At 56.7% G+C, this 24,905-nt stretch carries 19 protein-coding genes and 1 pseudogene; 8 read left to right on the forward strand and 12 right to left on the reverse strand.

The features are described from left to right. Positions 1-110 precede the first annotated feature (110 nt). Positions 111-527, forward strand: coding sequence for a CidA/LrgA family protein (locus O1Q98_RS04555; RefSeq protein WP_125258997.1), 417 nt, complete (start codon positions 111-113; stop codon positions 525-527). Continuing rightward, positions 517-1,212 carry a CidB/LrgB family autolysis modulator gene (locus O1Q98_RS04560; protein WP_125258996.1) on the forward strand — a complete coding sequence of 232 codons (696 nt, stop codon included), beginning with the start codon at positions 517-519 and terminating at the stop codon, positions 1,210-1,212. The genes O1Q98_RS04555 and O1Q98_RS04560 overlap by 11 nt, the downstream gene beginning before the upstream one ends. A gap of 23 nt (positions 1,213-1,235) precedes the next feature. On the opposite strand, the gene O1Q98_RS04565 is transcribed toward O1Q98_RS04560, so the two are convergent. The 4 genes from O1Q98_RS04565 to O1Q98_RS04580 all read right to left on the reverse strand — a co-directional run bounded on the left by O1Q98_RS04565 (position 1,236) and on the right by O1Q98_RS04580 (position 5,426). After that, entirely contained in the window at positions 1,236-2,039 is an 804-nt protein-coding gene (locus O1Q98_RS04565; protein WP_269975651.1) for a helix-turn-helix transcriptional regulator, read from the reverse strand. Positions 2,040-2,159: 120 nt separating this feature from the next. Next, the gene (locus O1Q98_RS04570; protein WP_423201724.1) at positions 2,160-3,929 is read right to left on the reverse strand and encodes an ABC-F family ATP-binding cassette domain-containing protein; all 1,770 of its coding nucleotides are present in this window, start codon (positions 3,927-3,929) and stop codon (positions 2,160-2,162) included. Positions 3,930-4,210: 281 nt separating this feature from the next. Beyond that, positions 4,211-4,966 (reverse strand): sulfite exporter TauE/SafE family protein, encoded by a 756-nt coding sequence (locus O1Q98_RS04575; RefSeq protein WP_125258994.1) that lies wholly within the window; start codon positions 4,964-4,966, stop codon positions 4,211-4,213. A gap of 67 nt (positions 4,967-5,033) precedes the next feature. Then, positions 5,034-5,426, reverse strand: coding sequence for a VOC family protein (locus O1Q98_RS04580; RefSeq protein WP_125258993.1), 393 nt, complete (start codon positions 5,424-5,426; stop codon positions 5,034-5,036). 207 nt (positions 5,427-5,633) lie between these two features. Between O1Q98_RS04580 and O1Q98_RS04585 the strand changes: the two genes are divergently transcribed. Beyond that, the gene (locus O1Q98_RS04585) at positions 5,634-6,560 is read left to right on the forward strand and encodes a LysR family transcriptional regulator (protein ID WP_125258992.1); all 927 of its coding nucleotides are present in this window, start codon (positions 5,634-5,636) and stop codon (positions 6,558-6,560) included. On the opposite strand, the gene O1Q98_RS04590 is transcribed toward O1Q98_RS04585, so the two are convergent. Continuing rightward, positions 6,557-7,690, reverse strand: a complete 1,134-nt coding sequence (locus tag O1Q98_RS04590; RefSeq protein ID WP_125258991.1) for an ATP-binding protein — start codon at positions 7,688-7,690, stop codon at positions 6,557-6,559. The two genes, O1Q98_RS04585 and O1Q98_RS04590, sit on opposite strands and share 4 nt — an antisense overlap. Continuing rightward, positions 7,687-8,424: a response regulator gene (locus O1Q98_RS04595; RefSeq protein WP_125258990.1), complete on the reverse strand. Its 738-nt coding sequence runs from the start codon at positions 8,422-8,424 to the stop codon at positions 7,687-7,689. The genes O1Q98_RS04590 and O1Q98_RS04595 overlap by 4 nt, the downstream gene beginning before the upstream one ends. 146 nt (positions 8,425-8,570) lie before the next feature. Here O1Q98_RS04595 and O1Q98_RS04600 point away from each other — a divergent pair, with 146 nt between their 5' ends. Together O1Q98_RS04600 and O1Q98_RS04605 are read left to right on the forward strand one after the other, a co-directional pair. Further along, positions 8,571-9,797, forward strand: a complete 1,227-nt coding sequence (locus O1Q98_RS04600; protein ID WP_278143044.1) for an efflux RND transporter periplasmic adaptor subunit — start codon at positions 8,571-8,573, stop codon at positions 9,795-9,797. A gap of 31 nt (positions 9,798-9,828) precedes the next feature. After that, complete coding sequence (locus tag O1Q98_RS04605; protein WP_125258988.1) at positions 9,829-12,963, forward strand: multidrug efflux RND transporter permease subunit; 3,135 nt, start codon at positions 9,829-9,831, stop codon at positions 12,961-12,963. Between the two features lie 114 nt (positions 12,964-13,077). Here O1Q98_RS04605 and efeB read toward each other — a convergent pair whose 3' ends face one another. The 4 genes from efeB to O1Q98_RS04625 all read right to left on the reverse strand — a co-directional run bounded on the left by efeB (position 13,078) and on the right by O1Q98_RS04625 (position 18,302). After that, positions 13,078-14,400, reverse strand: coding sequence for an iron uptake transporter deferrochelatase/peroxidase subunit (gene efeB / locus O1Q98_RS04610; RefSeq protein WP_125258987.1), 1,323 nt, complete (start codon positions 14,398-14,400; stop codon positions 13,078-13,080). A gap of 12 nt (positions 14,401-14,412) precedes the next feature. Continuing rightward, complete coding sequence (efeO, locus tag O1Q98_RS04615) at positions 14,413-15,534, reverse strand: iron uptake system protein EfeO (protein ID WP_125258986.1); 1,122 nt, start codon at positions 15,532-15,534, stop codon at positions 14,413-14,415. A gap of 118 nt (positions 15,535-15,652) precedes the next feature. After that, a complete protein-coding gene (gene efeU / locus O1Q98_RS04620) occupies positions 15,653-16,498 on the reverse strand; it encodes an iron uptake transporter permease EfeU (RefSeq protein WP_125258985.1) in 846 nt (281 codons plus the stop codon). A 235-nt stretch (positions 16,499-16,733) separates the two neighbouring features. Next, positions 16,734-18,302 carry a sensor domain-containing diguanylate cyclase gene (locus tag O1Q98_RS04625; RefSeq protein ID WP_125258984.1) on the reverse strand — a complete coding sequence of 523 codons (1,569 nt, stop codon included), beginning with the start codon at positions 18,300-18,302 and terminating at the stop codon, positions 16,734-16,736. An 870-nt stretch (positions 18,303-19,172) separates the two neighbouring features. Here O1Q98_RS04625 and dgcN point away from each other — a divergent pair. From dgcN to O1Q98_RS04640, 3 genes and pseudogenes are all read left to right on the forward strand, one after another. Beyond that, positions 19,173-20,165, forward strand: coding sequence for an N-acetyltransferase DgcN (dgcN, locus tag O1Q98_RS04630; RefSeq protein ID WP_125258983.1), 993 nt, complete (start codon positions 19,173-19,175; stop codon positions 20,163-20,165). Between the two features lie 11 nt (positions 20,166-20,176). Continuing rightward, the gene (dgcA, locus tag O1Q98_RS04635; protein ID WP_125258982.1) at positions 20,177-21,187 is read left to right on the forward strand and encodes an N-acetyl-D-Glu racemase DgcA; all 1,011 of its coding nucleotides are present in this window, start codon (positions 20,177-20,179) and stop codon (positions 21,185-21,187) included. Further along, positions 21,187-22,048, forward strand: a pseudogene (locus O1Q98_RS04640) (D-amino-acid transaminase). Before dgcA ends, O1Q98_RS04640 begins: the two are co-directional and overlap by 1 nt. A gap of 151 nt (positions 22,049-22,199) precedes the next feature. Here the strand turns inward: O1Q98_RS04640 and O1Q98_RS04645 are convergent. Together O1Q98_RS04645 and O1Q98_RS04650 are read right to left on the reverse strand one after the other, a co-directional pair. Next, a complete protein-coding gene (locus O1Q98_RS04645) occupies positions 22,200-23,132 on the reverse strand; it encodes a DKNYY domain-containing protein (RefSeq protein WP_125258980.1) in 933 nt (310 codons plus the stop codon). A 534-nt stretch (positions 23,133-23,666) separates the two neighbouring features. Further along, positions 23,667-24,827 (reverse strand): M20 aminoacylase family protein, encoded by a 1,161-nt coding sequence (locus O1Q98_RS04650; protein WP_125258979.1) that lies wholly within the window; start codon positions 24,825-24,827, stop codon positions 23,667-23,669. Between the last annotated feature and the right edge of the window lie 78 nt (positions 24,828-24,905).

Below are 24,905 nucleotides of genomic sequence, written 5' to 3' on the forward strand. Positions count from 1 at the left end.
TTGTCTCTTATTCGATAAACATCGTCCTGATGCAATAATAAACGCCACCGCAAAGCGCGCGATAATCCCCACGGTTATCCCTTCACTTCTTTGCGGTGGCAGACACATTTATGCACACGTTTATGATGCACATCTGGCAACAGTCCAGAGCCTTTTTACTGATTTATGCCTGTTTATCTGTTGGAACCGCGCTGTCTGGCGTGCTGCCGGTGGTCTTACCCGGCAGCCTGCTGGGTATGCTGATACTGTTCTTCCTGCTATCACTGCACGTGATTCCCGCGCATTGGCTGAAGCCCGGCTGTCATTTGCTTATCCGCTACATGGCGCTGCTGTTCGTGCCTGTTGGCGTTGGCATTATGCAATATACCGAGGTCTTACGCGCCGAATGGTGGCCGCTGGTTATCGCGTGCGGTGTCAGCACCCTTATCGTGCTGATCACCGTCAGCGGCTGCTCACACCTGCTGCATCGCCGCACAGCAACCTCGCAGCCGGGTGAATCAGAAAAAGGAGCGAGCCATGTTGCCTGATGTACTCTGGTCATTACCGCTCACCGTGCTGGTGTTTTTTGGCGCGCGCGCTCTGTCCCGGCGGCTGAATAGCCCGCTGCTAAACCCGCTGTTGGTCGCGATGGCGGTGCTGATCCCTTTTTTGCTGGTCAGCCACATTCCTTACGCGCGCTATTTTAACGGCAGCCAGGTGCTCAATAGCCTGTTGCAACCGGCGGTGGTGGCGCTGGCGTTCCCGCTCTATGAACAGTTGCATCAGATTCGGGCACGCTGGAAATCGATTATCAGCGTGTGCGTGCTAGGCAGTGTGGTCGCCATGATAAGCGGCACCTGGATTGCGCTGCGGCTGGGTGCTTCGCCCGCTATCGCCGCCTCCATTCTGCCGAAATCCGTCACCACGCCGATTGCTATGGCTGTTGGCGGCAGTCTCGGCGGCATCCCCGCCATCAGCGCGGTGTGTGTGATCTTTGTCGGTATTCTCGGTGCGGTATTCGGGCATCTGCTGCTTAACGCCATGCGCATTCACACCAAAGCCTCGCGCGGGCTGGCGATGGGAACAGCGGCACATGCGCTTGGCACCGCGCGCTGCGCGGAACTCGACTATGAGGAAGGGGCTTTCAGCTCGCTGGCGCTGGTGCTGTGCGGCATCATCACTTCACTGCTGGCTCCACTGCTGTTCCCGCTATTGCTACTGCTGGCGCGCTAGCACTACAACGCAAGCCGGTGCCGTCAATAACGCGTAGGCGGCACCCCAAACATCTGCCGAAAAGCAAACGTAAACGATGCGGTACTGGCATAGCCCAGTTCCAGCGCCACCTGCGTCACACTGTGGTTATTCTTCAGCCGCACCACCGCTTCCAGCAAGCGCAGGCGCTTTTTCCACTCGCTGAAGGTAAGCCCGGTCTCTTTTTTAAAGCGACGAGAAAAGGTGCGCACCGACATGCCGGTTTGACTGGCCCAGACCTCAATCGCATGCGGTTGTTCTGGTGCCCGTTGAATGGCGCGGCAGACACGCATCAGCGGTGCTGAATAGGGCCAGACGAGGGAGAAACCGGCATCGGGCAACTGCGTTAGCAGGGTGGTTAATACGCTGACCAGTTTGGCATCCTCGCCATCGCTATCATATTGCTCCGGTACATTCAGCGTCGCGTAGTGGATGAACTCACGAATAAAGTCGCTGACCAGCACCACGTTGCTGCCGCGAGGCGCAATATCGACATAATCCGGCTCGATGTACAAACTCTCTAACAGCACATCGCTGGTGGCCTGAACGCGGTGCGGCACCTGCGCCGGTATCCAGACGCCATAGAGCACCGGCACAATCAGCGTTTTGCCTTCTATCGCAACCCGCATTCCCCCTTCGCGCGCATAAAGAAACTCGACAAAAGGGTGCCAGTGTTCAGCCACCTCCGTCTCTTTTTGCAACGGATAACTGCGAAAATAGACCGGGCGCGGCAACGCATGCAGTATCGGCGCGGGTTGTCCGGCAATCGGCTGATGCGGGGAAGCCACAAGCGAACGGGGCATAACCATTCGACCTCTCTTCGATGATGTGTGTTTTGATAAGGTAGCGCAGGCAAGCCAGGCTTACCCGATAATTACTGCGTCCCGTGATACCGATTGGCACCGGTAAAACCTGGCCCGGCGCGGTGGTTATGCCCCCTCAACCGAGGGGGCACCGAGGGTTACACCAGATCCAGCAACACGCTCAGGCGGGCTATCTCTGTACGCCAGGCGGCCTGCAACGCCGGTTTTTTGATGTTTCGGTTTACGCGCCATGTCTTGCGCTAACTGTTGCTCCAGCGCCACCAGTTGGCCAAGTAGCGCCTCTTGCTGCGGGTCATTCCCCGTGCTTGCCGCGTCATCACCAGCGGGTGCGACAGGTCGCGTGGGCTGCTCGCCTGCGCCGGGTTCGCTCAGTTGCCGGTATAACGCATCCAGATCGTGCCATTCACTCAAGTGCCCCGCCTCAACCAGCCAGAAACGGTTGCAGCTCTGGGTTATCAGCGTGCGATCGTGCGTGACCAACAACACACCGCCGGAGAAGGTTTGCAAGGTGTGCGCCAGCGCCTCTTTGCCTTCCAAATCAAGGTGGTTGGTGGGCTCATCAAGCATCAGCATGCCATAGCGCGCCAGCGACAGCCCGACAAACAACAGCCGGGCGCGTTCGCCACCGCTTAATGTCGCCACCGGCTGTTGATGGCGCGACCAGGCAAACCCGGCGCTGATTAGCGCCATTTTACGCACCTGCTGTTGTGGCTCAAACGGCGTCAGGGCATCCAGCAAACTGTCATCATCACGTAGCTGCTGTAACGTCTGGTCGTAGTAGCCTAACGTGAGTCGGGGATGAAAGCGTATCGCTTCCCCGCCCTGCCCCAGACAAAACTGCTGCCATAACAGGCGCAATAGCGAGGATTTACCGCAGCCGTTACGCCCGATAACCGCCACTCTGTCGCCGCTTTTCAGCCGCTGAAGTGCGACGTGAAACAGCATCGGGCTTTCCGCCGCCGGATGTACCGCAAGCGCATTGATTTCCAGTAACCGGTCGGCATCAATCGCCTCGCCGCTCAGGGTAAGACGCCACTGATAACCGCGACTGAGCTCGGTTTGCGCCTCTTTTAGCCGCACGATGTGTTTTTCCATCTGCTTGGCTTTGCGCGCCAGATCTTCGTTATCGTAGACCCGCCCCCAGGTTGCCAGCCGTTTGGCGCTGGCACTGACACGGTCAATCTCTTTCTGCTCCGCCTGGTGGCGCTGCGCATCGCTGCTATCGCGCGCCGCCAGCGCTTCACGCGCGGCACTGCATGGCAGCGCGAAATAATGCAACTGGCCGTCGCGCAAAATATAACTGCCGTTTGTCACGCTATCCAGTAACTGGCGGTCATGCGAAACCAGCATGAAGCTGCCGCTCCAGCTTTGCAAAAACCGCTCAAGCCACAGCAGCGTCGGCAGGTCAAGGTGGTTACTCGGCTCATCAAGCAGCAATAAATCCGGCGACGTAATAAGCGCTCTGGCGAGCAACAGCCGGGTATGCTGGCCGCCGCTGAGTGTACCGGCGCTCAGTTGCCAGTCTTGTGGTGCAAAGCCCATCTGCGCCAGCAGCGTTTCCGCGCGCCAGCGCTCGCTAAGGCGCTCGGCAACCGGCACACAGTCAAGCACGGCGTCGAGCATCGTCAGCGGGTGTAAACCAGCTGGCAGATGTTGTTCAACGCGGGCCAGCAGACAGTGATGGGCGCGGGTGACGCTGCCGCTTTGCGGCATCAGCGATCCGTCAAGCACATGCAACAGCGTGCTTTTGCCACAACCGTTATGGCCGATCAGTCCAAGGCGGTCGCCTTTTTTCAGGGTAAATGAAACGTTATCCAGCAGAGTGCCGAATGGGGTGGTCACGCTCAGTGCGTGTGCGGTCAGTAATGTGCTCATTGCTTACTCAAGAGTTATAGGCGTAATAACGCCTCGTCAACACAACGCTGACGAACCCGGTAAGCCCGAGAGAAGGGAAAAGGTTGCTTCGCTCAAGCCACCGTTATCGCAGCACGATATCGATAACGCTTGAGCAGCGGCAATCACCAAGAGGGTGTGAAGTGTTAAACAATTCACGGCGCAGCATAGTGTTTCCTCCTTATTGATTTTCTATAGGTTAATCGGTAGCGCGATTGTAACGGCAATGATAGCAACATGCCAGCCAACGATCGCGCCGTGGCTTATTTACCTAACAGCATCACCAGCGCCACGCCAACCAGCACCAGACAAAACGTTAAACGCAGCGCTATCACCGGCAATTTATGCGCCAACGCCACGCCCCATGACACGCTGAGAATACCGCCGATAGCCAGCGGCACGCCGGTTGCCCAATCCACATTACCGGCCTGCGCGTAAGAGGCCAAGGCAGCCAACGCACCGGGCACAACCAACGCCAGCGCCATTCCTTGCGCCTGCGTCTGGGTAAAACCAAACAGCGTCACCAGCGCAGGCACCACCACCAGCCCACCGCCAACGGTAAAAATCCCGGACATAAAACCGCTGGCTACCCCCAAAACCGGCAGATAACGTGGCGAGAGTACCACCGCCGGTTTGCGGCTACGCTTGCTGTTAATCCACTGCCAGATGTAGTAAACCGCCAGCGCCAGCAGGAACAGGGCAAACGCGGTCTGCAAATTATTCACCTGGATTGCCGAGGCAACATGGGCTGCCAGATAAGCCGACACCGTGGCAAAGGCGCAGAGTTTCAACATCATGCGGGTATCAATATGATTACGCTGCCGATAACGCCAAAAGCCTATCAAGACGTTCGGCGTTATCATCACCAGCGCCGTGCCCTGCGCCATATGCTGATTCATCCCCAATAGCATGCCCATCACCGGAATGGCGATCAGCCCGCCGCCGATACCTAACATCCCACCGCAAATGCCAAGCCCCATTCCCAGCACCAAACACATCATCACATCGCCTGACAACATACCGCCCTCAGTTTCCACATCATCGTCAATTGCACAATCACGTCACCCTGCACTGATACACGCACACTCAGTCGTCTGCGCGGTTCAGGTATTGCGCTATCTCAATCAGGTTTAAATCGGGGTCGCGCAGGTAAATCGAGCGGATGACCCCCATGGCGCCGGTGCGCGTCACCGGCCCTTCGACAATCGGCCAATCGCAGCGTTGCACATGCGCAATCACCTGTTCCAGCGGTTCGGTTGCAATAAAACAGAGATCCAGCGCGCCGGGCACAGGCACGTGCGCATGCGGCGAGAATTCCGCGCCGCGCTGATGCAGGTTAATTTTTTGCTGACCGAAATGAAACGCAACGCGCCCGTTGCCAAAGGTTTCTTCGCGCAATTGTAATACCTGAGTATAGAAATGTCGGGTAGCGGCAATATCCACGCAGGTCAGTACGATATGGTCAATATGGCTTATCATCAGTGCGCTCCTTATGTTACCGGGCTATACCCGGCGTTAACGGGCGTTACCGCAACGCCGGGCAGAGACGTTGCTCAACAAATTGATAACATCCTAGGCCCGATGCGCGGTTTTGATAATCCTTCAATACTCCATTACCCTTTCCTGTCAGGAAAGGGTCGGGCATGTTAGGCTGCGCGCGTCTGTTTTTAACGAGCGTTATCGGCCATGATCAACCCCAGCCACATTGACCTACACTCATTGCGCCTGTTCTTACAGGTTGCTCGTCTTGGCAGCCTGACCAAAACCGCCGCCACGCATCACATGACTTTGTCTGCGCTGAGTAAGCGCGTGGCCGAACTGGAACGCACGGTGGACTGCGCCCTGTTTATTCGTCAGCCGCGCGGTCTGGCGCTGACCGCCGCTGGCAAGGAGCTGGTGCAGCACGCCCGTCAGGTGTTAAGCCGCGTCGAGCGTATGGCCGCCGACATGCAAGATTTCGCCGCCGGTGCGCGCGGGCAGGTACACATCTGGGCCAATACGTCGGCCATCATCGAGTTTTTGCCGCAGGAGCTGGCTGCATTTTTACAGCTTCACCCGCTCGTTCGAATTCATCTGGAGGAGAAGCTGAGTGAAACCGTGGTCAACGCGCTAGTAACCGGTCAGGCTGACCTGGGCATTTTTGCCGATAATGTGCCGTCGCCGGGAGTGGAGAAAATGCCCTATCGGGAAGATCAACTGGTGGTGCTGGTGGGCCCACAGCACCCGCTGGCCGGACGGCAGCAAGTCAGCTTTGCCGATACGCTGCCTTATGACTTTGTCGGCCTGAACAATGGCAGCTCGCTGCTCAAACTGCTGCAAGACGCAGCCGAAGATAATGGCAACATACTGCGCCTGCGTATTCAGGTCAGCAGTTTCGATGGCATCTGCCGGATGACCGAGGCCGGGCTTGGCATCAGCATCCTGCCACAAGGGGCGGTTCGCCCTGAGATTTTAGGAACGGAACTTCACGCGATTCGACTCAGCGATAGCTGGGCGCGGCGACGGCTCTGGCTCGGCATCAAAGCCGGGGCCACGCTACAGCCGGAGGCAAACAACCTGCTGGCCCACTTGCGCGGCGCTGGCGATGATTCCATCACCTGTGCTGACGATTAGGGCGATGCAGGCAGCAGGGTGTCGTTCGTCTCGCTGGCGGCGTGGCGCGCCGGTGATAACGTCGGCCAACGCAGCATAAACTGCGCACCGCCGCTTGACGCCGTAGAGCAACGCGCCTCGCCGCCATGGGCCTGCGCGATCGCCTGTACCACCGCCAATCCCAGTCCGCTCCCTTTGTGGGGTTGGTGGGCCGGACTGCGCTGCGAGGTATCGCCGCGCTGGAAGGCATCAAAAATCTTGTCGGCCAATACCGGGTCAATACCGGGGCCGCTGTCCGACACGCTAAGACGGGCCTGAGCATTATCCACTTCGGCGCGGATAACCAGCAGGCCGGGATCGGCGTATTTTTGCGCATTTTCCAACAGCGCCAGTAGCGCCTGACGAATACGTACCGGGTCACACTGCACCGGGTGAGCATCCAGCGCCAATTCAAGGTGAAAGCCCGCACGCTGTAGCGTCGGGCCAAAAGCGCTCACGACGGCCATCACCTCGCTATCGAGTTGCGTTTGCCGCCAGTGCAGCTCAAGGTGGCCGCTCTCAGCCAGCCCAACGACCCGTAAGTCCTCTATCAGCCGCCCCAGCCCTTCCACTTGCGTCAGTAAATTATGAAACAACACGGTATCCGGTTTGAACACGCCTTCCGCCAACCCTTGCAGTCGGCCGCGTAAAATCGTCACCGGCGTGCGTAATTCATGGGCGATGGCGGCATTCCAGAAAGCGCGCTCTTGCGCCATGCGCTCCAATCGTTCTGCCATCACATTGAAATCATGCACAAGCCTTGCCGCCTCGCCCAGCGAGTCATCATCGGTTTGCGCGCGGGCATTCAGCTCGCCGCAGGCTATCTGGCGCAAACTGTGGGCTACGGAGTTGACGGGCACCAAAATACGCCGTGCCAGCCTTATTCCTTTCACCACGGCAATCACCAACGCCAACAAAGTGGTGCCCGCCATCCAGAGCCATTCAATGGTGGTAGGCAGCCACTGATCGCTCGGCGACAGGCTTTCCGGCGAAACATACAGCATCAGTGCATAGAACAGGTACGAACCTACCACCATCAGCAGGGTGATCGACAGCGCCAGTACCACCATCGAGCGCATAATCTGGCGGCTGAGTCCCTCCATGGCGGTCATGATGGCTCTCCCAGTCGATAGCCAACGCCTCGCACGCAGGATGGCACCCCATCCAGACCCAGTTGCGCCAGCTTTTTACGCAATTTACTGATGTGGCTGTCCACGGTGCGAGACAGCGCATCGCCTTCCGGTAAGCAAGACACCAGCAACTCGTCTCGGGTAAACACCCGGCGCGGCGCTCGCGCCATATGCGCCAGCAAGCGGAATTCCGTTAACGTCAGCTCCAGCACCTGACGGTGATGGTCTCGCTCCACCACCACTTCGTGGTTTTCCACATCAACCTGAAAAACCCCACAACGCAGGAACCGAGAGGCCGACGGTGCGGCTCTCAGCCCGGTACGCCGGAGTACCGCCTGAACGCGCGCCACCACTTCAGCCGGGTTAAACGGCTTTACCACGTAATCATCAGCGCCGATGCGTAACCCCATCAGTTTGTCGATATCTTGATCTAAGGCCGTCAACATAATGACCGGCGTATCGCCACGGTGACGGATGCCGGATAGCACTTGCCAGCCGTCCAGTTGCGGCATGTGTACATCCAACAGCACCAAATCCGGCTTCATCGCAAGATGCAGCTCCAGCGCTTTACGACCATCGGGCGCATGAAGCGTGCGCAAGCCACTGCGGGTCAGGTAGGCGCGCAGAATCTCGGCGATTTCCGGTTCATCCTCGGCAATCAGCACCAATCCATTACATTCGTCAGATATCGGTAAAGAAGGCATGGACTCAGTCATGGGTAGCCCGTTCGTCAAAATGTTCGTCAAAGTGGAAGTTCTCCATCATATCTCCATCTTTCACCAACGGAAACCGCACATACAGGGCGCACACTCACGCCCACGGGCCAATAGGCGGCCCGGAACTGAACTATAGCGACATAACCATGACTATCCGATACCCCCGTCAACCTGAGAGCATCGCCGCAGACGGCAGCGGCTTACCGTTATCAGCCAAATGCCGCCCGTCTCACCGGCCACGCCGAGCCATGAAAGCGTTATCGGTGTGTACTCTCGTTCTGTGCGGCGCGCTGTTAAGCGGCTGTGATACCCCCGAGGAAACACCGGTAGCGCCGCCGCCAGCCGTCACGGTCAAGCCAGTGACGACCGGCAGCATCACGCTCAAAGAGGAACTGCCAGGGCGCGTCACCGCCTTGCGTACAGCGGAGATTCGCCCGCAGGTCAGCGGCATCATCCAGCATCGGCTCTTTGAACAGGGTGCGGAAATTCAGGCCGGGCAGCCTCTTTTTCAGATTAACCCCGCGCCATTTAAGGCCGATGTCGATAGCGCCAGCGCCACCCTGCAACGCGCGCGCTCCGTGCTAAACCGCGCGCAAATTCAGGTTAATCGTCTCAAGCCTCTCCTGAGTAGCGGTGCTATCAGCCAGGAAAATTATGATGACGCCATCGCACAGCGCGATCAGGCCACTGCGGATGTCGCCCAGGCCAACGCAACCTTAGCGCGCCGTCAACTCGATTTAAAATTTGCCACCATCGACTCGCCGATTGCCGGGCGTATCGACCAGGCGCTGATTACCGAAGGCGCGCTCGTCAGCAGCACAGACACTACAGCGCTGGCCCGGGTACAACAAATCGACCAGGTGTATGTGGATGTTCGCCAGCCAGCGTCAACACTTGAGCCGCTGCGCGACATGTTGGCCCGTCGCGCCAGCGAAGGCGTGGCGGTGGACATATTGCGCAGCGACGGCCAACCCTACCCGGTACGCGCCAGCATGCTGTTTTCGGGAATCACGGTCGATGCCAGCACGGGCGATATTTTGGTGCGCATCCTGGTCGATAACCCGCAGCGGCAACTGCTGCCGGGCATGTTCGTGCGCGCGCGACTTCCGCGCGGCCACTACGATGATGCCATTCTCATCCCTCAACAAGCGGTGACGCACAGCGATGGCGTCGCCAAAGTGTGGGTCATTGACGAGCAAAGAAAAGCGCAAGCCGTCGCGGTGACGCTCGGCGAGCAGCTTCACCAGCAATACCGTATTCAGGAAGGTCTGCGACCAGGCCAGCTTGTCGTCGTAGAAGGCGGCGACCGGCTCAGTGAAGGGATCGCCGTCACCACCGCAGTATTGGGGTCGGATGGCGTCTGCAACGCATGACGCCCCGCGTTAAATCAGGAAACGACACACCATGCCGCAATTTTTTATCCAGCGTCCTATTTTTGCCGCCGTCATTGCGCTGTTCATCGTGCTATTCGGCCTGCTGGCGCTGCCGCAGTTGCCGATAGCGCGCTATCCTTCGGTCGCGCCGCCGTCAGTGACGATTATCGCCACCTACCCAGGCGCCAGCCCACAAACGTTGAATGACTCGGTCGTCACCCTGCTTGAGCGAGAACTGTCTGGCGTTAAAAACCTGCTCTATTTTGAATCCACGGCAGATACCAGCGGTCTGGCGCAAATCAATGTGACGTTTCAACCGGGGACAAACCCGGAACTGGCGCAAATTGATATACAAAACCGCATCAAAACCGTCGAGCCTCGCCTGCCGCAAATCGTCAGGCAAAACGGGTTGCAGGTGGAAGCCGCTTCATCGGGGTTCCTGATGCTGGTCAGTCTCACTGACCGTAGTGGCCGCTACGATATGATGGCGTTAAATCACTATCTGGCGCGTAATATCGCCACCGAGCTACGCCGTATTAACGGCGTCGGCCGGGTACAGTTATTTGGCGCAGAACAAGCGATGCGGGTCTGGGTTGACCCCAATAAGCTGCTGGCTTATGGCTTAACGCTTGGCGATGTCTCCGATGCCATCAGCCAACAAAACGTGCTGGTTTCCCCAGGGCGATTAGGCGATACGCCGACCGTGCCCGGCCAGCAGGTTTCGCTGCCATTAACGGTACAAGGCCAGCTCTCTACCCCAACGCAATTTGCCGATATCGTGTTGCGGGCTCGGGAAAATGGCGCGCGCGTGCGCTTAGGCGATGTCGCGCGCGTTGAACTGGGCGCGCAATCTTACGGCTTCTCGGTGAGAGAAAAAGGGAAAAGCGCGACGGCCGCCGCCATTCAGCTCGCGCCCGGCGCGAACGCGGTGCGCACGGCCGAAGCCATCAACGAACGCATGCGCGAACTAAAATTCTCTATGCCAGCCGGAATGGAATATTCGCTGCCATTTAATACCGCGCCCTTTGTGAAGCTCTCCATCGAAAAAGTCATCACCACGCTAATTGAAGCGATGGTGCTGGTCTTTTTAGTGATGTACCTGTTTTTGCAAAACGTCCGTTATACTCTCATTCCGGCCATTGTTGCGCCCATCGCACTCCTGGGAACACTGACCGTGATGCTGCTGGCCGGTTTCTCGATTAACGTATTGACCATGTTCGGCATGGTGCTGGCTATCGGGATTATCGTTGATGACGCGATTGTGGTGGTGGAAAACGTCGAGCGCCTGATGGTCAAGGAGAGGCTGCCGCCCAAAGAAGCAACCCTCAAAGCCATGCGCGAAATCACCGGCGCGATTATCGGGATAACGCTGGTCTTGTCCGCTGTCTTTATTCCCATGGCATTTGCCAGCGGCTCCGTTGGGGTGATTTACCAGCAATTCACTCTCTCAATGGCCACGTCTATCCTGTTTTCGGCGTTTCTTGCCCTGACGCTCACCCCCGCGTTATGCGCCACGCTGCTCAAACCGGTCAGCGCTGACCATAAGCGTAAGAAAGGCCTTTTCGGGGTCTTTAACCGAGGGTTTGATCGCCTGACGCAGCGTTACGAGGCAACGACTCGCGCCCTGCTCAAGCGAACCGGCGGCATGCTGTTGCTGTTTTTCTCGCTGGTTGCGGTCGTCATCGGCGGATTTCGCGCCCTGCCGTCAGACTTTCTGCCGCAAGACGATCAGGGCTACTTCATGACCTCATTCCAGCTCCCGGCAGATGCCACTGAAGCGCGCACATTAGCGGTCGTGAAATCCTTTGAAGAGTATGTCGCCGCGCGTCCTGGCGTGGCGACCAGTATCTCCATTCTCGGCTTCGGTTTCTCTGGTTCAGGCGCTAACACCGCGCTGGCTTTCACCATGCTCAAAGACGGTGCCGCCCGAGCGGGCACCTCCATCGCCCGCGAAACCGAGCTGGCACAACAGGCGATGTCGCAGGCGCGCGAAGGCACCATTATGTCGCTGATTCCGCCCGCGATTGAAGATTTGGGGACGTCCGCCGGTTTCAGTTTGCGTTTACTCGACCGCGCCAATCGCGGCCATGACGCCCTGATGTCAGCACAGGCTCACCTGCTGGCACTGGCAGCCCAGAGCCCGGTTGTTACCGATGTCTACCCGGATGGGCTGGCCCCCGGCAGCGCGATTAATCTGGAGATTGACCGCCAGAAAGCACAGGCGCTCGGTGTGTCGTTTAATACCATCAGCGATGCGCTGTCCGGCGCTATCGGGTCACTGTATGTGAATGATTTTCCCTATGCAGGCGGAATGCAGCAGGTGATTATTCAGGCCGATGCCCCGGCACGCATGCAACTTGATGATGTGCTTAACCTGTATGTGCGTAACACCGCAGGCGGCATGGTGTCGCTGCGTGAGGTGGTTATTCCTGTCTGGCGCGATACCGCGCAGCAATTAACGCGCTATCAGGGATTCTCGGCGCTGCGACTCTCCGGGCGCGCGGCGACAGGTTACGCCAGCGGCGAGGCGATGGCGGAAATGGAGCGGTTAGCCGCACAACTGCCGCCCGGCTTTGGCATCGAGTGGACGGGGCAATCGCTGCAAGATAACCAGTCTGCCGCCCAAACGCCGCTGCTGTTAATGCTCTCGATGGTGGTGGTGTTTTTAGTGTTGGCGGCGTTATACGAAAGCTGGCTCATTCCTCTGTCGGTGATTCTGGTGGTGCCTCTTGGCATGCTGGGTGCGCTGACAGCCGTTATCCTGCGCGACATGCCAAACGATGTGTTTTTCCGTGTCGGGCTGATTATTGTCATTGGCCTGTCGGCGAAAAATGCCATTCTGATTGTCGAGTTCGCCAGACAGCTGCATCAGCAAGGCCTTAGCCTGAAAGAGGCAGCAACACGCGCGGCCCAATTGCGCTTACGCCCCATCCTGATGACGTCGCTGGCGTTTATCCTCGGCGTCATACCGCTGGCTTTCGCCTCCGGTGCCAGCGCCGAGACCCTGCGTGCCATTGGCACCGGCGTGTTAGGTGGCATGATAAGCGCGACGGTGTTGGCGGTGCTGTTCGTCCCGGTACTGTTTACCAGCGTCATGCGCGTAAAACAGCGGCTGACAGGCACCAGACAACCGCCGTTGCCCGCCCCGCCGCATAACGATAACTAGTTCGCCCCGGCCGGTTGCCTGCGGGTGCAACCGGCAGGATGTGTGTGGGCTATTCCGATAGGGAGTGCGCGGAGTAACACATCACCTCATGCTAATGAGGTGATGTGTTATGAGCTATTGTGGCTCGCCACCCAGCAACACGCTGGCGAGCCAGTCGTCAGGGTGTTTTACCCCCGGCAGCACAAAGAAGTAGCCACCGCCAATCGGCTTGATGTACTCCTCCAGCGGCTCGCCGTTGAGCCGTTTTTGTACCGCGAGAAACCCCTTTTCCAGATCGGCCTGATAACAGACAAACAGCAGCCCCATATCCAGTTGACCGGCGTTTGTTACCCCCAGCGAATAGCTGTAGCCCCGGCGCAACATCAGATTGGCGCGGCTTTCCGGCGTGCGCGGGTTTGCCAGGCGAATATGGGCATCCAGCGGAATCACCTGGCCTTGCGGGTCTTGGCTGTAATCCGGCTCGTCATGCTCATTGACCATGCCCAGCGGCGCACCGCTGTGCTTGTCGCGGCCAAAAATCATCTGCTGCTCTTTAAGCGGCGTGCGATCCCAGAATTCAACATGAAAACGGATGATGCGCGCGGCCTGATAGCTGCCACCCTGTGTCCATGACGGCTCGCCGGACTGCGGCCCGACCCAGAGGATTTCATCCATCAGCGCGTTATCCGCACTATTCGGATTGGCGGTGCCATCTTTAAAGCCCAGCAAATTAATCGGCGTTTCTTTGCCCTGACTGCGCGCCGCATGTGCCGAGATAAACCCTTCGCGCTTCCAGCGCACACTGAGCAAATCCGGCGTCTGCTTGATGATATCGCGCAACGCATGCAACACCGTTTCATGCGTGTTGGCGCAAATTTGCAACAGCAGATCGCCGTGGCACAGGCTGGCATCGAGCGAATCATTGGGAAAGCGCGTCATGCGTTCAAGTTTACGCGGCTTTTGCGCCTGTAAACCAAAGCGTTCATCAAACAACGATGCGCCTACCGACACGGTAATCGTCAGGTTGTCTGGGTAGATATTGCTCCCCATGATGCCGGAATCCAGCGGCGGCAGGCGCGGGTCAACCGATTCCACCTTGCCGCCCGTGCTCAAAAAAGCGATGCGCCGCGTCAGCAGTTGAAACAACCGCGCCAAATCAGCCTTGTTGCCTGCCAGCACATCAAACGCCACCAGCATCATGGCAGCCTGCTGCGGCGTGGTGATCCCGGCCTGATGCGGCCCGTAAAATGGCTGCTTTTGCCAGCGTTCATCCACAGCGGCATCGGCGGAAGTCTGCCCGGTGGCGGCAGCCGGGCCCGCGCCCAGCGCCAGCGCGCCACCCATCATCCCCAGCCCCTGCAACAGGCGACGGCGCGAGGGTGACACCAGCTCGGCGTGCGCCGGGCACGCATTTAACCCTGTCGAGGGCCCATCCTGCGGGCCATGATAACGACTCATGATTCGCCTGCCTTAATCCAGACCCAACACACCGCGCAACTGCGCTAAATCTTCCGCAAGCGCCGTGATCGGGCCTTTTAGCGCCGTGCGATCGGCATCACTGAGCTTCTCATAAGAGGCAAAGCCCTCCGGCGTTTTATATTTCGCCAGCACCGTATCAACGGTTTTAAAGTTAGCGTCGATTTTTGCCAGCAACGCCGGGTTAGCTTTGGTCAGTAGCGGACGTAACAGGTTGACGATTTTCTGTGCGCCCTCAACATTGGCCTGAAAATCCCACAGATCGGTGCGGCTGTAGCGATCTTCCTCACCGCTGATTTTGGTGGCCGCCACCTCCTCAATCAAACCGGCGGCCCCGCCTACCACTTTATTCGGCGGGAAGGTCAGGCTGGCAATACGCGTCTGCAACTCTTGCGTATCGGCATAGAGCTGGTCGGCATACTTCGCCATGTCCTTAACGCTGTTATCCGCAAACAGCGCCTTTTCCAGCCGATGGAACCCGGTGAATTTCGGGTCAGCCGCTTTTTGCTCGTAGTCATCCTCACGGGCATCAATGCTGCCGTCCAGATCGGAGAACAACTCGGCAATCGGCTCAATACGCTCATAGTGCTGGCGCGTCGGCGCATAGAGTTTACGCGCGTCATCCAGCTTGCCCGCTTTGATGGCATCGGTGAAACGTTTGGTCTGCGCAACCAACCCGTCCACTTCTTTAGTGACATACACTTTGTATTCGGCAATCGGCCCGACCAGATCGAGGACATTGGTTTGTACTGGGGTATTTCCGGCCGCCGCCGTGACCACCAGCTTGCCTTTCGGGTTACTCAGCAACCCGCAGGTCATGTCATATTCGCCCTGCTCTAATGTGGCGGTCATTTTCTGGGTGAAACCGGGGGCGATATTTTCACGCTCCTCAACCACCATCACCCCTTTGAGGATTTCCCATTCCAGATTTTTCTGGCTGGCATTCGTCACCACAAACTGCGTTTTTCCGGCAGGCACCGTCACTTGCATCGGCTCACACTGCTTATCGTTAACCGTCACTTTCACCTGCGGGATATCCGCAGCCAGTACGCCAAACGCAGGCAATGCCAGCAGTGCAACACTCAAAGCTGTGCGACGAAAATAGGGTGTAGACATAGAGCCATCCTTTATTAATTGACTGATTAATAGCAGTAATTTTATTCATACCCGTATCATGGGCGCTGGATGACGACGCGTGGCAGGCCCAGCGCCTCATCATGATTGACAATAGTGATTAGCGCTGACGCGACTGCGGCACCGTCGCCGCACGTTGCACCGGGCGCGCAGGTAAAAAGAAGTACAGCAACGCCGGGATCAGGTAGAGCCAGTACACGGCCACTTCACTGACTGTCGGCGCTTCCTGATAGCCAAACATGCCCTCAAGCATCGTACCGGCCAGGCTGTGAGTGGATAAAACCGCACTCAAATCAAACGCCACCTGTTGAAATTCGTTCCACAATCCGGCCTCGTGAAACGCCCGAATGGCTCCTGCGGCAAGCCCGGCGGCGACAAACAAAATAAACAGGCTGCTCCATTTAAAGAAACGCGCCAGTTGCAGCTTCACGCCGCCCCAGTAAATCAGCGCGCCCACCACCACCGCGCAAACTAGCCCCAGCACCGCACCAATGGGCGCGGCGATGCCGACATCCTGCTCAAACGCCGCCAGCAGAAAAAACACCGACTCCAGCCCTTCGCGCGCCACGGCAAAAAACACCATCGCCACCAGCGCCCACCCCTGGCGCTTACCGGCATTGAGCGCGTTATCGACCGCACACTCCAGATGCAGGCGCACCGAGCGTGATACTTTTCGCATCCAGAACACCATCCAGGTCAGAATGACGACGGCGACCACCGCCACCACGCCCTCAAACAGCTCTTGCTGTTTTTGCGGAAATTCGCCGGTGGTGGCATTGATCACCACGCCCAACCCCAGGCAGAGCGCCAGCGCCAGCCCAACGCCCGCCCACACAGCGCCCATCCAGTGTTCACGCTGGGTACGTTTGAGGTAACTGGCTATCAGGCTGACAATCAGCGCGGCTTCAAGCCCTTCGCGGAACATAATGAGTAACGGAACAAACATGGCTGACAACTCCTTCACCGTTATCGCATGCAGCAAGCGGCGACATTGCGGACTCGACGGTCATTATCATATCGCTAACACGAACATGACAAAGAATGATAATGGTTCGTATTAATAGACAAACGTAAGGTTTGGTAAAGCGATTTTTTCTAATTAAATATGTCCACCCGGCCCGGGTGCGCTACGGCAATGGACGGGGTTGCAAGACAACATCATGATGAATAAGCAGAAAGGTTCACAAGCGCACGCAGTTATCACGCCCTTTTTTCTTTGCCAAATACAATGCCTGATCGGCCCCCTCCTTCAGACGTTGCTGACTACAGGGATTGGCGCTGGAGTAGGCATAAACGCCAACGCTCACTGTCACAACTTGATGGGCAAGCAATGACGCCTGATGCGCAATGGCACGCGCTCGTATCTGCTCAACCACCTGAATACCAAGCGCCTCGCCCTGCTCACCGGATAACCCTGGCAGAATAATAGCGAACTCCTCACCGCCATAACGGGCAACCAGCGCGTGGTCGGGCAGCGGCATCTCTGCGAGTACCGCCCCGATTTGCATCAGACAATGATCGCCCTGCACATGGCCATAGGTGTCGTTGTAACGTTTGAAAAAATCCACATCCAGCATGATAAGCGTCATCGGCAAGTCTTCCTGCTGGGCGTTGAGCAACGCCTGCGTCAGATAACGATCAAAACGACGCCGGTTGGCCAGTTTGGTCAGGGGGTCAAGCAGCGCCAGCTGTTGCAGCGCTTTATTTTTATCCGTCATCTCCTGATGCAACCGGCTAATATCATCGCTGGCTCGCACCGTTTGCCGCACCTGTCGCAGCACAATACTGCCGGGAAAGCCAATCGCAAACAGCACTAAAATATTGAGCAGGATGGCAGGCATATTATCCGCAAGCCAGCGCTGCTGTATCGCCGCCTTATCCAGACTTGCGGCAACAATTAACGGATAACGCTGTAGCTTTACATAAGCAAGAATACGTACCCGACCATCCAGCGTGGTGCGCCAGGTTCCACTACCACTGCCGTGCTCAAGGCGTGATTTTTCAAATAATCCGCCGCTGGAAAAATCACTATTAATATATTGGTCTAAATGTGGGTAAAGATAAATTGCATGACCATCCGTATTCATGAGCGATAAGACGCCGTTATAATCCAGATTGAAGTAACTGTAGAAATTACCAAAGTAATTATGATCGACAGAGGCGAGAAAAACGCCCTTGAATTCACCGTTAGGGCCATTGACCCGTTTAGCCACCGGAATAACGCGTTTATGGGAAATATTACTGACAGCGACTTTAGCGATATATAATGATGGGGTGTCATTTTGCTTTAAAAAAGAGAAATACTCCCGCCGGGATGCATTATAAATATATAGCGGCCCATTACTGGTAGAGGCGATAAGGTTGCCTTTCTCATCAAATAAATATAGTCCAACCAATTGCGGCAACACGGCCCGGTGGCTATCTAACACACTTTTTACGCGGGTTGAGTCCAGCATTCCGATGTGAGACAGGCCCTTTAACATCCCATCCATCGCCACCTCAATCGGGGCAAACGTGTCTTGGGCCTGACGAGACATCGCTACCGATAAGTTGATGGCGTTTTTTTCCGCATCATCCAACGCCCGCTGGTAGGAGCCCCAAAACGTCCAGATACTGCTGACGACAAAAATAAGGCTGCACACTATCAAAAACACCATCATAGTCAGGCCCGGCGATGCCTGTAGCAACGCCAGACGAAACACACGCAGAGAACGACACAGACGCAAGAAAAAATGACGATAAATTGGCATGCAAACCCACAATAAAAGACCGGTGACAACCCCGTGCCCCGCGTGCCAGCCTGCATCAGAACGCACAAAAAATGGCCCCAGCAATGCCAGAGAACAGACAGGAAACAGGCAAAAAACAGGGAATAGTGGCTTGCCCTGGCAGCGGCGCGGCTCGCTGCATCATCAGGCATCACCTACACGTCAGTCACTATAACCGCCATGGCCGGTTTCAGCGTGTTTAGAAGGAATACTCTCAGCAAATGTGTGATGAGCAACGCACATTCCACTTTCTTCACCGCCATCATACCGTGAAGCCGTCAGCAGGGCCGATTGATGCACGCCCTATATTGGCGCATGTATTTGGCAATCACCGCGTGACATGGCGATGTTCTGCCCCATCACCACTCATGAATTTAACCCGCTAAATACATTCTCTCGCATTCAATTAACAACAGGCCGTAATATACAAGAAATACATTCCGAATTATTTTACAGAGCACCAAAATAGCGCGCAGCGCACCAAAATAGTTAATTTAAAAAATAAAAAAACCGCTCTTTTTATAAAAAACCACCAGAGATAAAAACAGCAAAAATAAATGAAATAAAAAACCTTAAATACAATAAATATAAGTTAATAAATGAAAATACATACTAATAGATAGCATAAAACACTAAATAAATAGGGTTATTGACAATATAAAACCGATTGGTAATATCGGTCATCAACGCATATCAGATAAACAGAATGAGAAAAGCAGCAAGCAAGATAATGTATCTTCCCAGCGAAGAATTCATTTATTTATTTGACCAAAAATGCAATAGCACGCTCAGAGTATTAACCACGTTTATAATTATTGATCATAGTTATGGAGCATAGTTATGGAGCCCGCCATGGATATTAAGAAGCCTTATTTGCTGTTTCTCGGTGATGCACACGACCAATTAGCCGCCAAGGTGGCGATGGGTATTCAACAATGGCACCCGGAATATTGTGTAGGGCAATATCGGATGGCGGGATGCCAGGCCGACTGCGGCCTGCCGAATATGGATATTCACGCGGCAGCGGCTGGCGGAGCGCGCACGCTGGTCATCGGGGTGGCGAACCGTGGCGGTATTATTTCTGAGGCCTGGATAGCGGTATTACGCCAGGCGCTGGAGTGCGGGATGGATTTAGCCGCCGGTTTGCACAACAAACTGGCCGATGTGCCGGAAATTCAGTCGCTGGCAGCGCAGCTTGGCCGCTCGCTGTTTGATGTGCGTCATCCGACACAGGCGTTCCCGGTTGCCAGCGGACGTAAACGCAGCGGCAAACGTCTGCTGCCGGTCGGTACCGATTGCTCCTGCGGTAAAATGTATACCGCGTTGGCAATTGAAAAAGCTCTGTTGGCGCGAGGTCACAGCGCGACATTTCGCGCCACCGGACAGACGGGCGTTCTGATTTCCGGCGCGGGCGTCAGTATTGATGCCGTGGTTTCTGATTTTATTGCTGGCGCAGTTGAAGCCCTCTCCCCGGACAATGACGCAGCGCACTGGGATGTGATAGAGGGTCAGGGCTCGCTGTTTCACCCCTCCTATGCCGGCGTGACCACCGGTATTATTCACGGCGCACAGCCCGATGCGCTTGTGCTGTGCCACGAGCCCACTCGCACCCATATGCGCGGTGTTGACTATCCGCTGCCCGACCTGCGGGCCTGCCTTGACCTGAACCTGACGATGGCGCGCCTGACCAATCCTCATGCCCGCTTTGTCGGTGTGTCGATTAACAGCGCACAGATGCCGGAAGAACAGGCGCTGGCGTACATGACCGAACTGGAAAAACAGCTCGGGCTGCCGGTGGTTGACCCGCTTCGCCAGGGCGTTGAGCGCATTATTGACCAACTCTAACGGGCACCATCATGGCTGAACTGTTCGTGACTCATGAGCGCTGGGCGCTCAAAGAAACCTTTCGCGTCTCACGCGGCAGCAAGACCCACGCTGATGTCATCAAGGTGACGATACGCGACGGGCATTATGAAGGGCATGGCGAAAGCGTCCCTTACGCTCGTTACGGTGAAAGTATTGACGGCGTTGCAGCACAGCTCTGGGCACAGCACGCGGCGGTACGCGAAGGCCTTGATTGCCAGGCATTGCAACACTGCCTGCCTGCGGGCGCGGCGCGTAACGCACTGGATTGCGCGCTGTGGGATTTGGCCTGTCAGCAGCGCAGCACACCGGTATGGCAACTGGCTGGCCTGCCTCGCCCCAGGCCGCTGATGAGCGCGTTCACCCTCTCGCTGGATAGCCCTGAAAAGATGGCCGAGGCCGCCCGACGCCATGCTCATCGCCCATTGCTAAAGCTCAAACTGGCCGATGCCAGTGACATTGAACGCGTGGCAGCCGTGCGTGAACGCGCGCCGACGGCCAAACTGATTGTCGATGCCAACGAGGGGTGGACGCCGGATTTATACCTAAAACTGGTGCCGGAACTGCTGCGCCTTGGCGTCAGCCTGATTGAACAACCGCTGCCCGCCAGTGACGATGCTGCGCTGGCGGAATTACCCCATCCGATTGCGTTATGCGCTGATGAATCCTGCCATGACCGCCAATCGCTGCCCGGCCTGTCATCGCGTTACGAACATATCAACATCAAGCTGGATAAAACCGGCGGGTTGACCGAGGCGCTGCTGCTGCGTCAGGCGGCACAGGCTCAGGGGTTTGGCATCATGGTGGGCTGCATGGTCAGTACATCGCTATCGATGGCACCAGCGACACTGGTCGCGCAAGGCGTGCAAACCGTCGATCTCGACGGCCCGCTACTGCTTGCCGATGACCGCGTCGGCGGCCTTGTCTGGCGAGACAGTCAATTGTATTTACCTGAAGAGGGTTTATGGGGTCAGCCCCGTCCTTGTTTAACCGGAGTCGCCTAATGTCACGTATTGTTTATGTTAATGGTTGCTACATGCCCGAAGCGCAGGCCTCGGTTTCGGTGTTCGATCGCGGTTTTCTGTTTGCCGATGCGGTGTATGAAGTGACAGCGGTCATCAACGGCAGGCTGGCTGAATTTGACGGCCACATGGCGCGGCTCGCCCGCTCATGCACCGAGCTGAATTTACCGCTGCCTGTCAGTACGGCGGAGCTGCGTGCCATTCATCTGGCGTTGATTGAAAAAAACCAGCTTGAGGAAGGCGGCATTTATTTGCAACTCAGCCGGGGCAACACGGGGGACAGGGACTTCGCGCTGCCGACCAACGCCACCCCCACGCTGGTGCTCTTTACCCAGGCTCGCTCGCTTATCGACCATCCGCATGCCCGTCACGGTATTCGCGCTATTACCTGCCCGGACTTGCGCTGGCATCGGCGCGATATCAAAACGGTCAGCCTGCTGATGGCTTGTATGGCAAAAGCCTGGGCGCATGAAAAAAATGCCGATGACGCCTGGCTGGTTGAGGATGGTTATGTGACCGAAGGCAGTTCCAGCAACTGCTATATCGTTGATGCCATATGACCATGTCATCACCCGCCCGCTGAGTCACGACATTTTGCATGGCATTACCCGCCGCGCGCTGCTGCAACTGGCAGCCGATCATCATCTGACGGTAGAAGAGCGCCCCTTCACGCCACAAGAAGCGTATTGCGCCAAAGAAGCCTTTATCAGCTCGGCGACCACGTTTGTCTGGCCGGTGATAGCCATTGATGGCAAAGCGATTGGTAACGGAGAACCCGGGCCGGTTGCGCGCAAACTGCGCGAGATCTACCTTGAGATGATTCGCCAGCAAACCCGCGCCTGATAAGCAAAACCTGTGATAAACAAGGCTTGCGGTATCACGGTGTATACCGCAAGCGGCCATGTCTCAAGGTGCTCTTAACGCAGAACCTTCGCCAGACGCCGTGCCTGATGACACAGCCGTCCGGCGTCAATCGTACTCACATGGGGTTACGTCACAGCTTATGGCATAGCGGCTGGCCGCTGACTTTGGCCGAATCGCACTGCCAACGGGTTTTGCCATCGCTAATGGTGTAATCATTGCTATCCAGTTTAATGCTCAGATTGGACACACCAAGCCCGTCAAGCAGCACGGTGTCCACCCCTAAAAACCAGACGCGTTGGCCGTCGCTCGCCAGATTTTCACTCTCTGCCACCGGTTTAATCGCCGCCGCCTTGACGCCATCCGGTAACGCAGTACCGATTTTGCCAAACTTATAAAAGCGCGCGTTATCCAGCGCGGTATCGAACGTCAGGCACTGAAAACTGGCGGCATCGACATCCGGGCGCGCTTCTCCCTGATAATGAACCACGCCATCAATCGTTGCCCAGCCATAGCAGTCACCAGCCACCGGGGTGCCCTTCTGGTAGGGTACGACGCTGATTTCGTTTGCCACGAAGTAATAATTTTTCTTATCGACGGCCTGATTGCTGGCAATAACCTTGAAGCTCGCCACATCGACACCATCGAGTATTTCACCATCAGGCAGCCAGATGTGATTTTTATCGCGAAAGAAAGGAAACGTCAGTGCCTCAAAGCTCGCCGCATCTATCGTCTGTTTCATGGGCGCGCAGTCAACATAAGAGCCCACGTTGGTGAGTAAAAAATGCTCGCCGTACAATTGGGCGCTTTCCGGCTTAAAGCCTTTGGGCAAGGGCTGTTGATTGCAGTAATACTGCGACCCCGACGCCGCCAGTGCCATCGCATCCCCTTTTTGCAACACCTTAAAATTATCTGCCCGGGCGCCAGCCAACACCTGTGGGTCAGCATTTACCGAGGCGCGGAACACCACGCGCCCTTGTTCAACCTGATAAGGCGGCTTGACCTCTGCCTGAGAAGATAATGCCGTTATCCCCAGCACTACCGCGAGATATCCGTTCCACTTCATCCTATTGATCCTCGTTATCCGCTCCCTCTCGGGAGTTGCGTATTGTTTTTTGACCACAACCGCCCGCTGCCGACGTCTTTTCCTTTCATCAGCTGGCGTGGCGGTCTCCTGAACATGATGGTGTGCCATCACGCCCATACGATACTGTGCCGCACGGCTGTCGTCATGCATGACGAGGCGATATTACTTGATAATTGCCACAGACTTCGCCTTTCACCGCAGTGAGCAGGCATTGCCTCTCACCGCCTCACTAACCGGCGTGACCGGCACAACCCAGGGCTACGGCGAACGGGGCGGCGTTTCGCTGCGTCTATACGCAAAGACGGGAAATCAACAAGACGCAGGGCAATAAACGATGAAAGGAAATAAACAAGGGAAAAATACGACAGAAAAGCCGATGCACATATTATGTTGCTATGTTGCTATGTTGCGACGCTGATTACAGCGTTTGACTCGCACCAGCCCCGCGCCAAATCCGGCGATAACCGACGATAAGCCGTTCTCAGCCGGGCACTCTCCGGCCTCGCAATATCGTCAGGCCGATAAAGGTAGACGCTTTTCAACCAGCGCGACCCAGCAACGGATACCGTACTCTAGCGCCGCATCATTGAAGTCATAATGGGCGTTATGCAGAGGATGGGACGGCGTTTCTCCGTCAACCCCCAGCCAAAAATAAGCGCCACGACAGTGTTCAAGCAGGCAGGCAAAATCTTCTGATGCCATCGACGGATTGACGCCCCACTGCACGCGATCCTTGCCAAGCGTGGCGCTGGCGATATCTCGAACCCATTGCGCCGCTTCGGGGTCATTCTGCGTTACCGGATAACCGGGGTGATACACCATCGTGCCAGATACGCCAAGCAGCTCAGGCAGTTGTTCAACCTGCTGGGCTATCAACGCCCTGACCCGCTCACGGACATCCGGCTGTAAACAGCGTAACGTACCACGCAGTACCACCTTCTCAGGGATCGCGTTGATAGCTTCACCACCGGCGATTTGAGTAATGCTAATCACCGCCGACGACTGGGCAGACAACCGCCGCGAAGGGATCGTCTGTAGAGACAAAATTAGCTGTGCGGCAGCCACTATCGGGTCAGCACCGTTTTCCGGCATCGCAGCATGGCAGCTTTTCCCTGTCAGGGTAATGTCGAAGGCATCCAGTGACGCCATCATCGCTCCCTCACTGACCGCCAGCGACCCCAGCGGCAGCCCCGGCCAATTGTGCAGCGCGTAAATTTCATCCATCGGAAAGCGGCCAAACAGCCCTTCCTCAACCATACGGCGCGCGCCGCCAAGGTTCTCTTCCGCTGGCTGAAAAACGACGCGCAGCGTGCCTTGAAAACGGCGGGTTTCACTCAAATAGCGCGCGGCCGCCAGCAACATGGCGGTATGGCCATCATGACCACAAGCATGCATCACGCCGCGACGACACGACTGATGAGGCAGCGCATTAAGCTCAGTTATCGGCAAGGCATCCATATCTGCCCGCAGCCCGATAGTCGGCCCGACGCCATTCTCCAGGGTGCCTACCACGCCGGTTCCAGCCAGGCCACAATGCACCTGAAAACCAAAATCTCGCAATAACGAAGCGACCAGACTGGCCGTTTGATGCTCGTGATAGCCAAGCTCCGGGTTAGCGTGTAACTGACGCCGCCATGTAACAGCCTGCGCAACCAGCGTCGGTACAATCTCCATCGGTCTTCTCCCCTCAGTCACCGTACAATCGGAATACCGACTGCTCGTCATCTCTCTGCATCCCCGCTACGCAGGCGT

Origin of the sequence: Dickeya lacustris (assembly GCF_029635795.1) — a bacterium.
Lineage (GTDB): Bacteria > Pseudomonadota > Gammaproteobacteria > Enterobacterales > Enterobacteriaceae > Dickeya > Dickeya lacustris.

Excerpts from the sequence above, each read along its gene's own strand:
- O1Q98_RS04555 (WP_125258997.1), top strand. The coding sequence starts at position 111 with ATGCACACGTTTATGATGCACATCTGGCAACAGTCCAGAGCCTTTTTA.
- O1Q98_RS04560 (WP_125258996.1), top strand. The coding sequence starts at position 517 with ATGTTGCCTGATGTACTCTGGTCATTACCGCTCACCGTGCTGGTGTTT.
- O1Q98_RS04565 (WP_269975651.1), bottom strand. The coding sequence starts at position 2,039 with ATGGTTATGCCCCGTTCGCTTGTGGCTTCCCCGCATCAGCCGATTGCC.
- O1Q98_RS04570 (WP_423201724.1), bottom strand. The coding sequence starts at position 3,929 with ATGAGCACATTACTGACCGCACACGCACTGAGCGTGACCACCCCATTC.
- O1Q98_RS04575 (WP_125258994.1), bottom strand. The coding sequence starts at position 4,966 with ATGTTGTCAGGCGATGTGATGATGTGTTTGGTGCTGGGAATGGGGCTT.
- O1Q98_RS04580 (WP_125258993.1), bottom strand. The coding sequence starts at position 5,426 with ATGATAAGCCATATTGACCATATCGTACTGACCTGCGTGGATATTGCC.
- O1Q98_RS04585 (WP_125258992.1), top strand. The coding sequence starts at position 5,634 with ATGATCAACCCCAGCCACATTGACCTACACTCATTGCGCCTGTTCTTA.
- O1Q98_RS04590 (WP_125258991.1), bottom strand. The coding sequence starts at position 7,690 with ATGACCGCCATGGAGGGACTCAGCCGCCAGATTATGCGCTCGATGGTG.
- O1Q98_RS04595 (WP_125258990.1), bottom strand. The coding sequence starts at position 8,424 with ATGACTGAGTCCATGCCTTCTTTACCGATATCTGACGAATGTAATGGA.
- O1Q98_RS04600 (WP_278143044.1), top strand. The coding sequence starts at position 8,571 with ATGACTATCCGATACCCCCGTCAACCTGAGAGCATCGCCGCAGACGGC.
- O1Q98_RS04605 (WP_125258988.1), top strand. The coding sequence starts at position 9,829 with ATGCCGCAATTTTTTATCCAGCGTCCTATTTTTGCCGCCGTCATTGCG.
- efeB (WP_125258987.1), bottom strand. The coding sequence starts at position 14,400 with ATGAGTCGTTATCATGGCCCGCAGGATGGGCCCTCGACAGGGTTAAAT.
- efeO (WP_125258986.1), bottom strand. The coding sequence starts at position 15,534 with ATGTCTACACCCTATTTTCGTCGCACAGCTTTGAGTGTTGCACTGCTG.
- efeU (WP_125258985.1), bottom strand. The coding sequence starts at position 16,498 with ATGTTTGTTCCGTTACTCATTATGTTCCGCGAAGGGCTTGAAGCCGCG.
- O1Q98_RS04625 (WP_125258984.1), bottom strand. The coding sequence starts at position 18,302 with ATGCCAATTTATCGTCATTTTTTCTTGCGTCTGTGTCGTTCTCTGCGT.
- dgcN (WP_125258983.1), top strand. The coding sequence starts at position 19,173 with ATGGATATTAAGAAGCCTTATTTGCTGTTTCTCGGTGATGCACACGAC.
- dgcA (WP_125258982.1), top strand. The coding sequence starts at position 20,177 with ATGGCTGAACTGTTCGTGACTCATGAGCGCTGGGCGCTCAAAGAAACC.
- O1Q98_RS04645 (WP_125258980.1), bottom strand. The coding sequence starts at position 23,132 with ATGAAGTGGAACGGATATCTCGCGGTAGTGCTGGGGATAACGGCATTA.
- O1Q98_RS04650 (WP_125258979.1), bottom strand. The coding sequence starts at position 24,827 with ATGGAGATTGTACCGACGCTGGTTGCGCAGGCTGTTACATGGCGGCGT.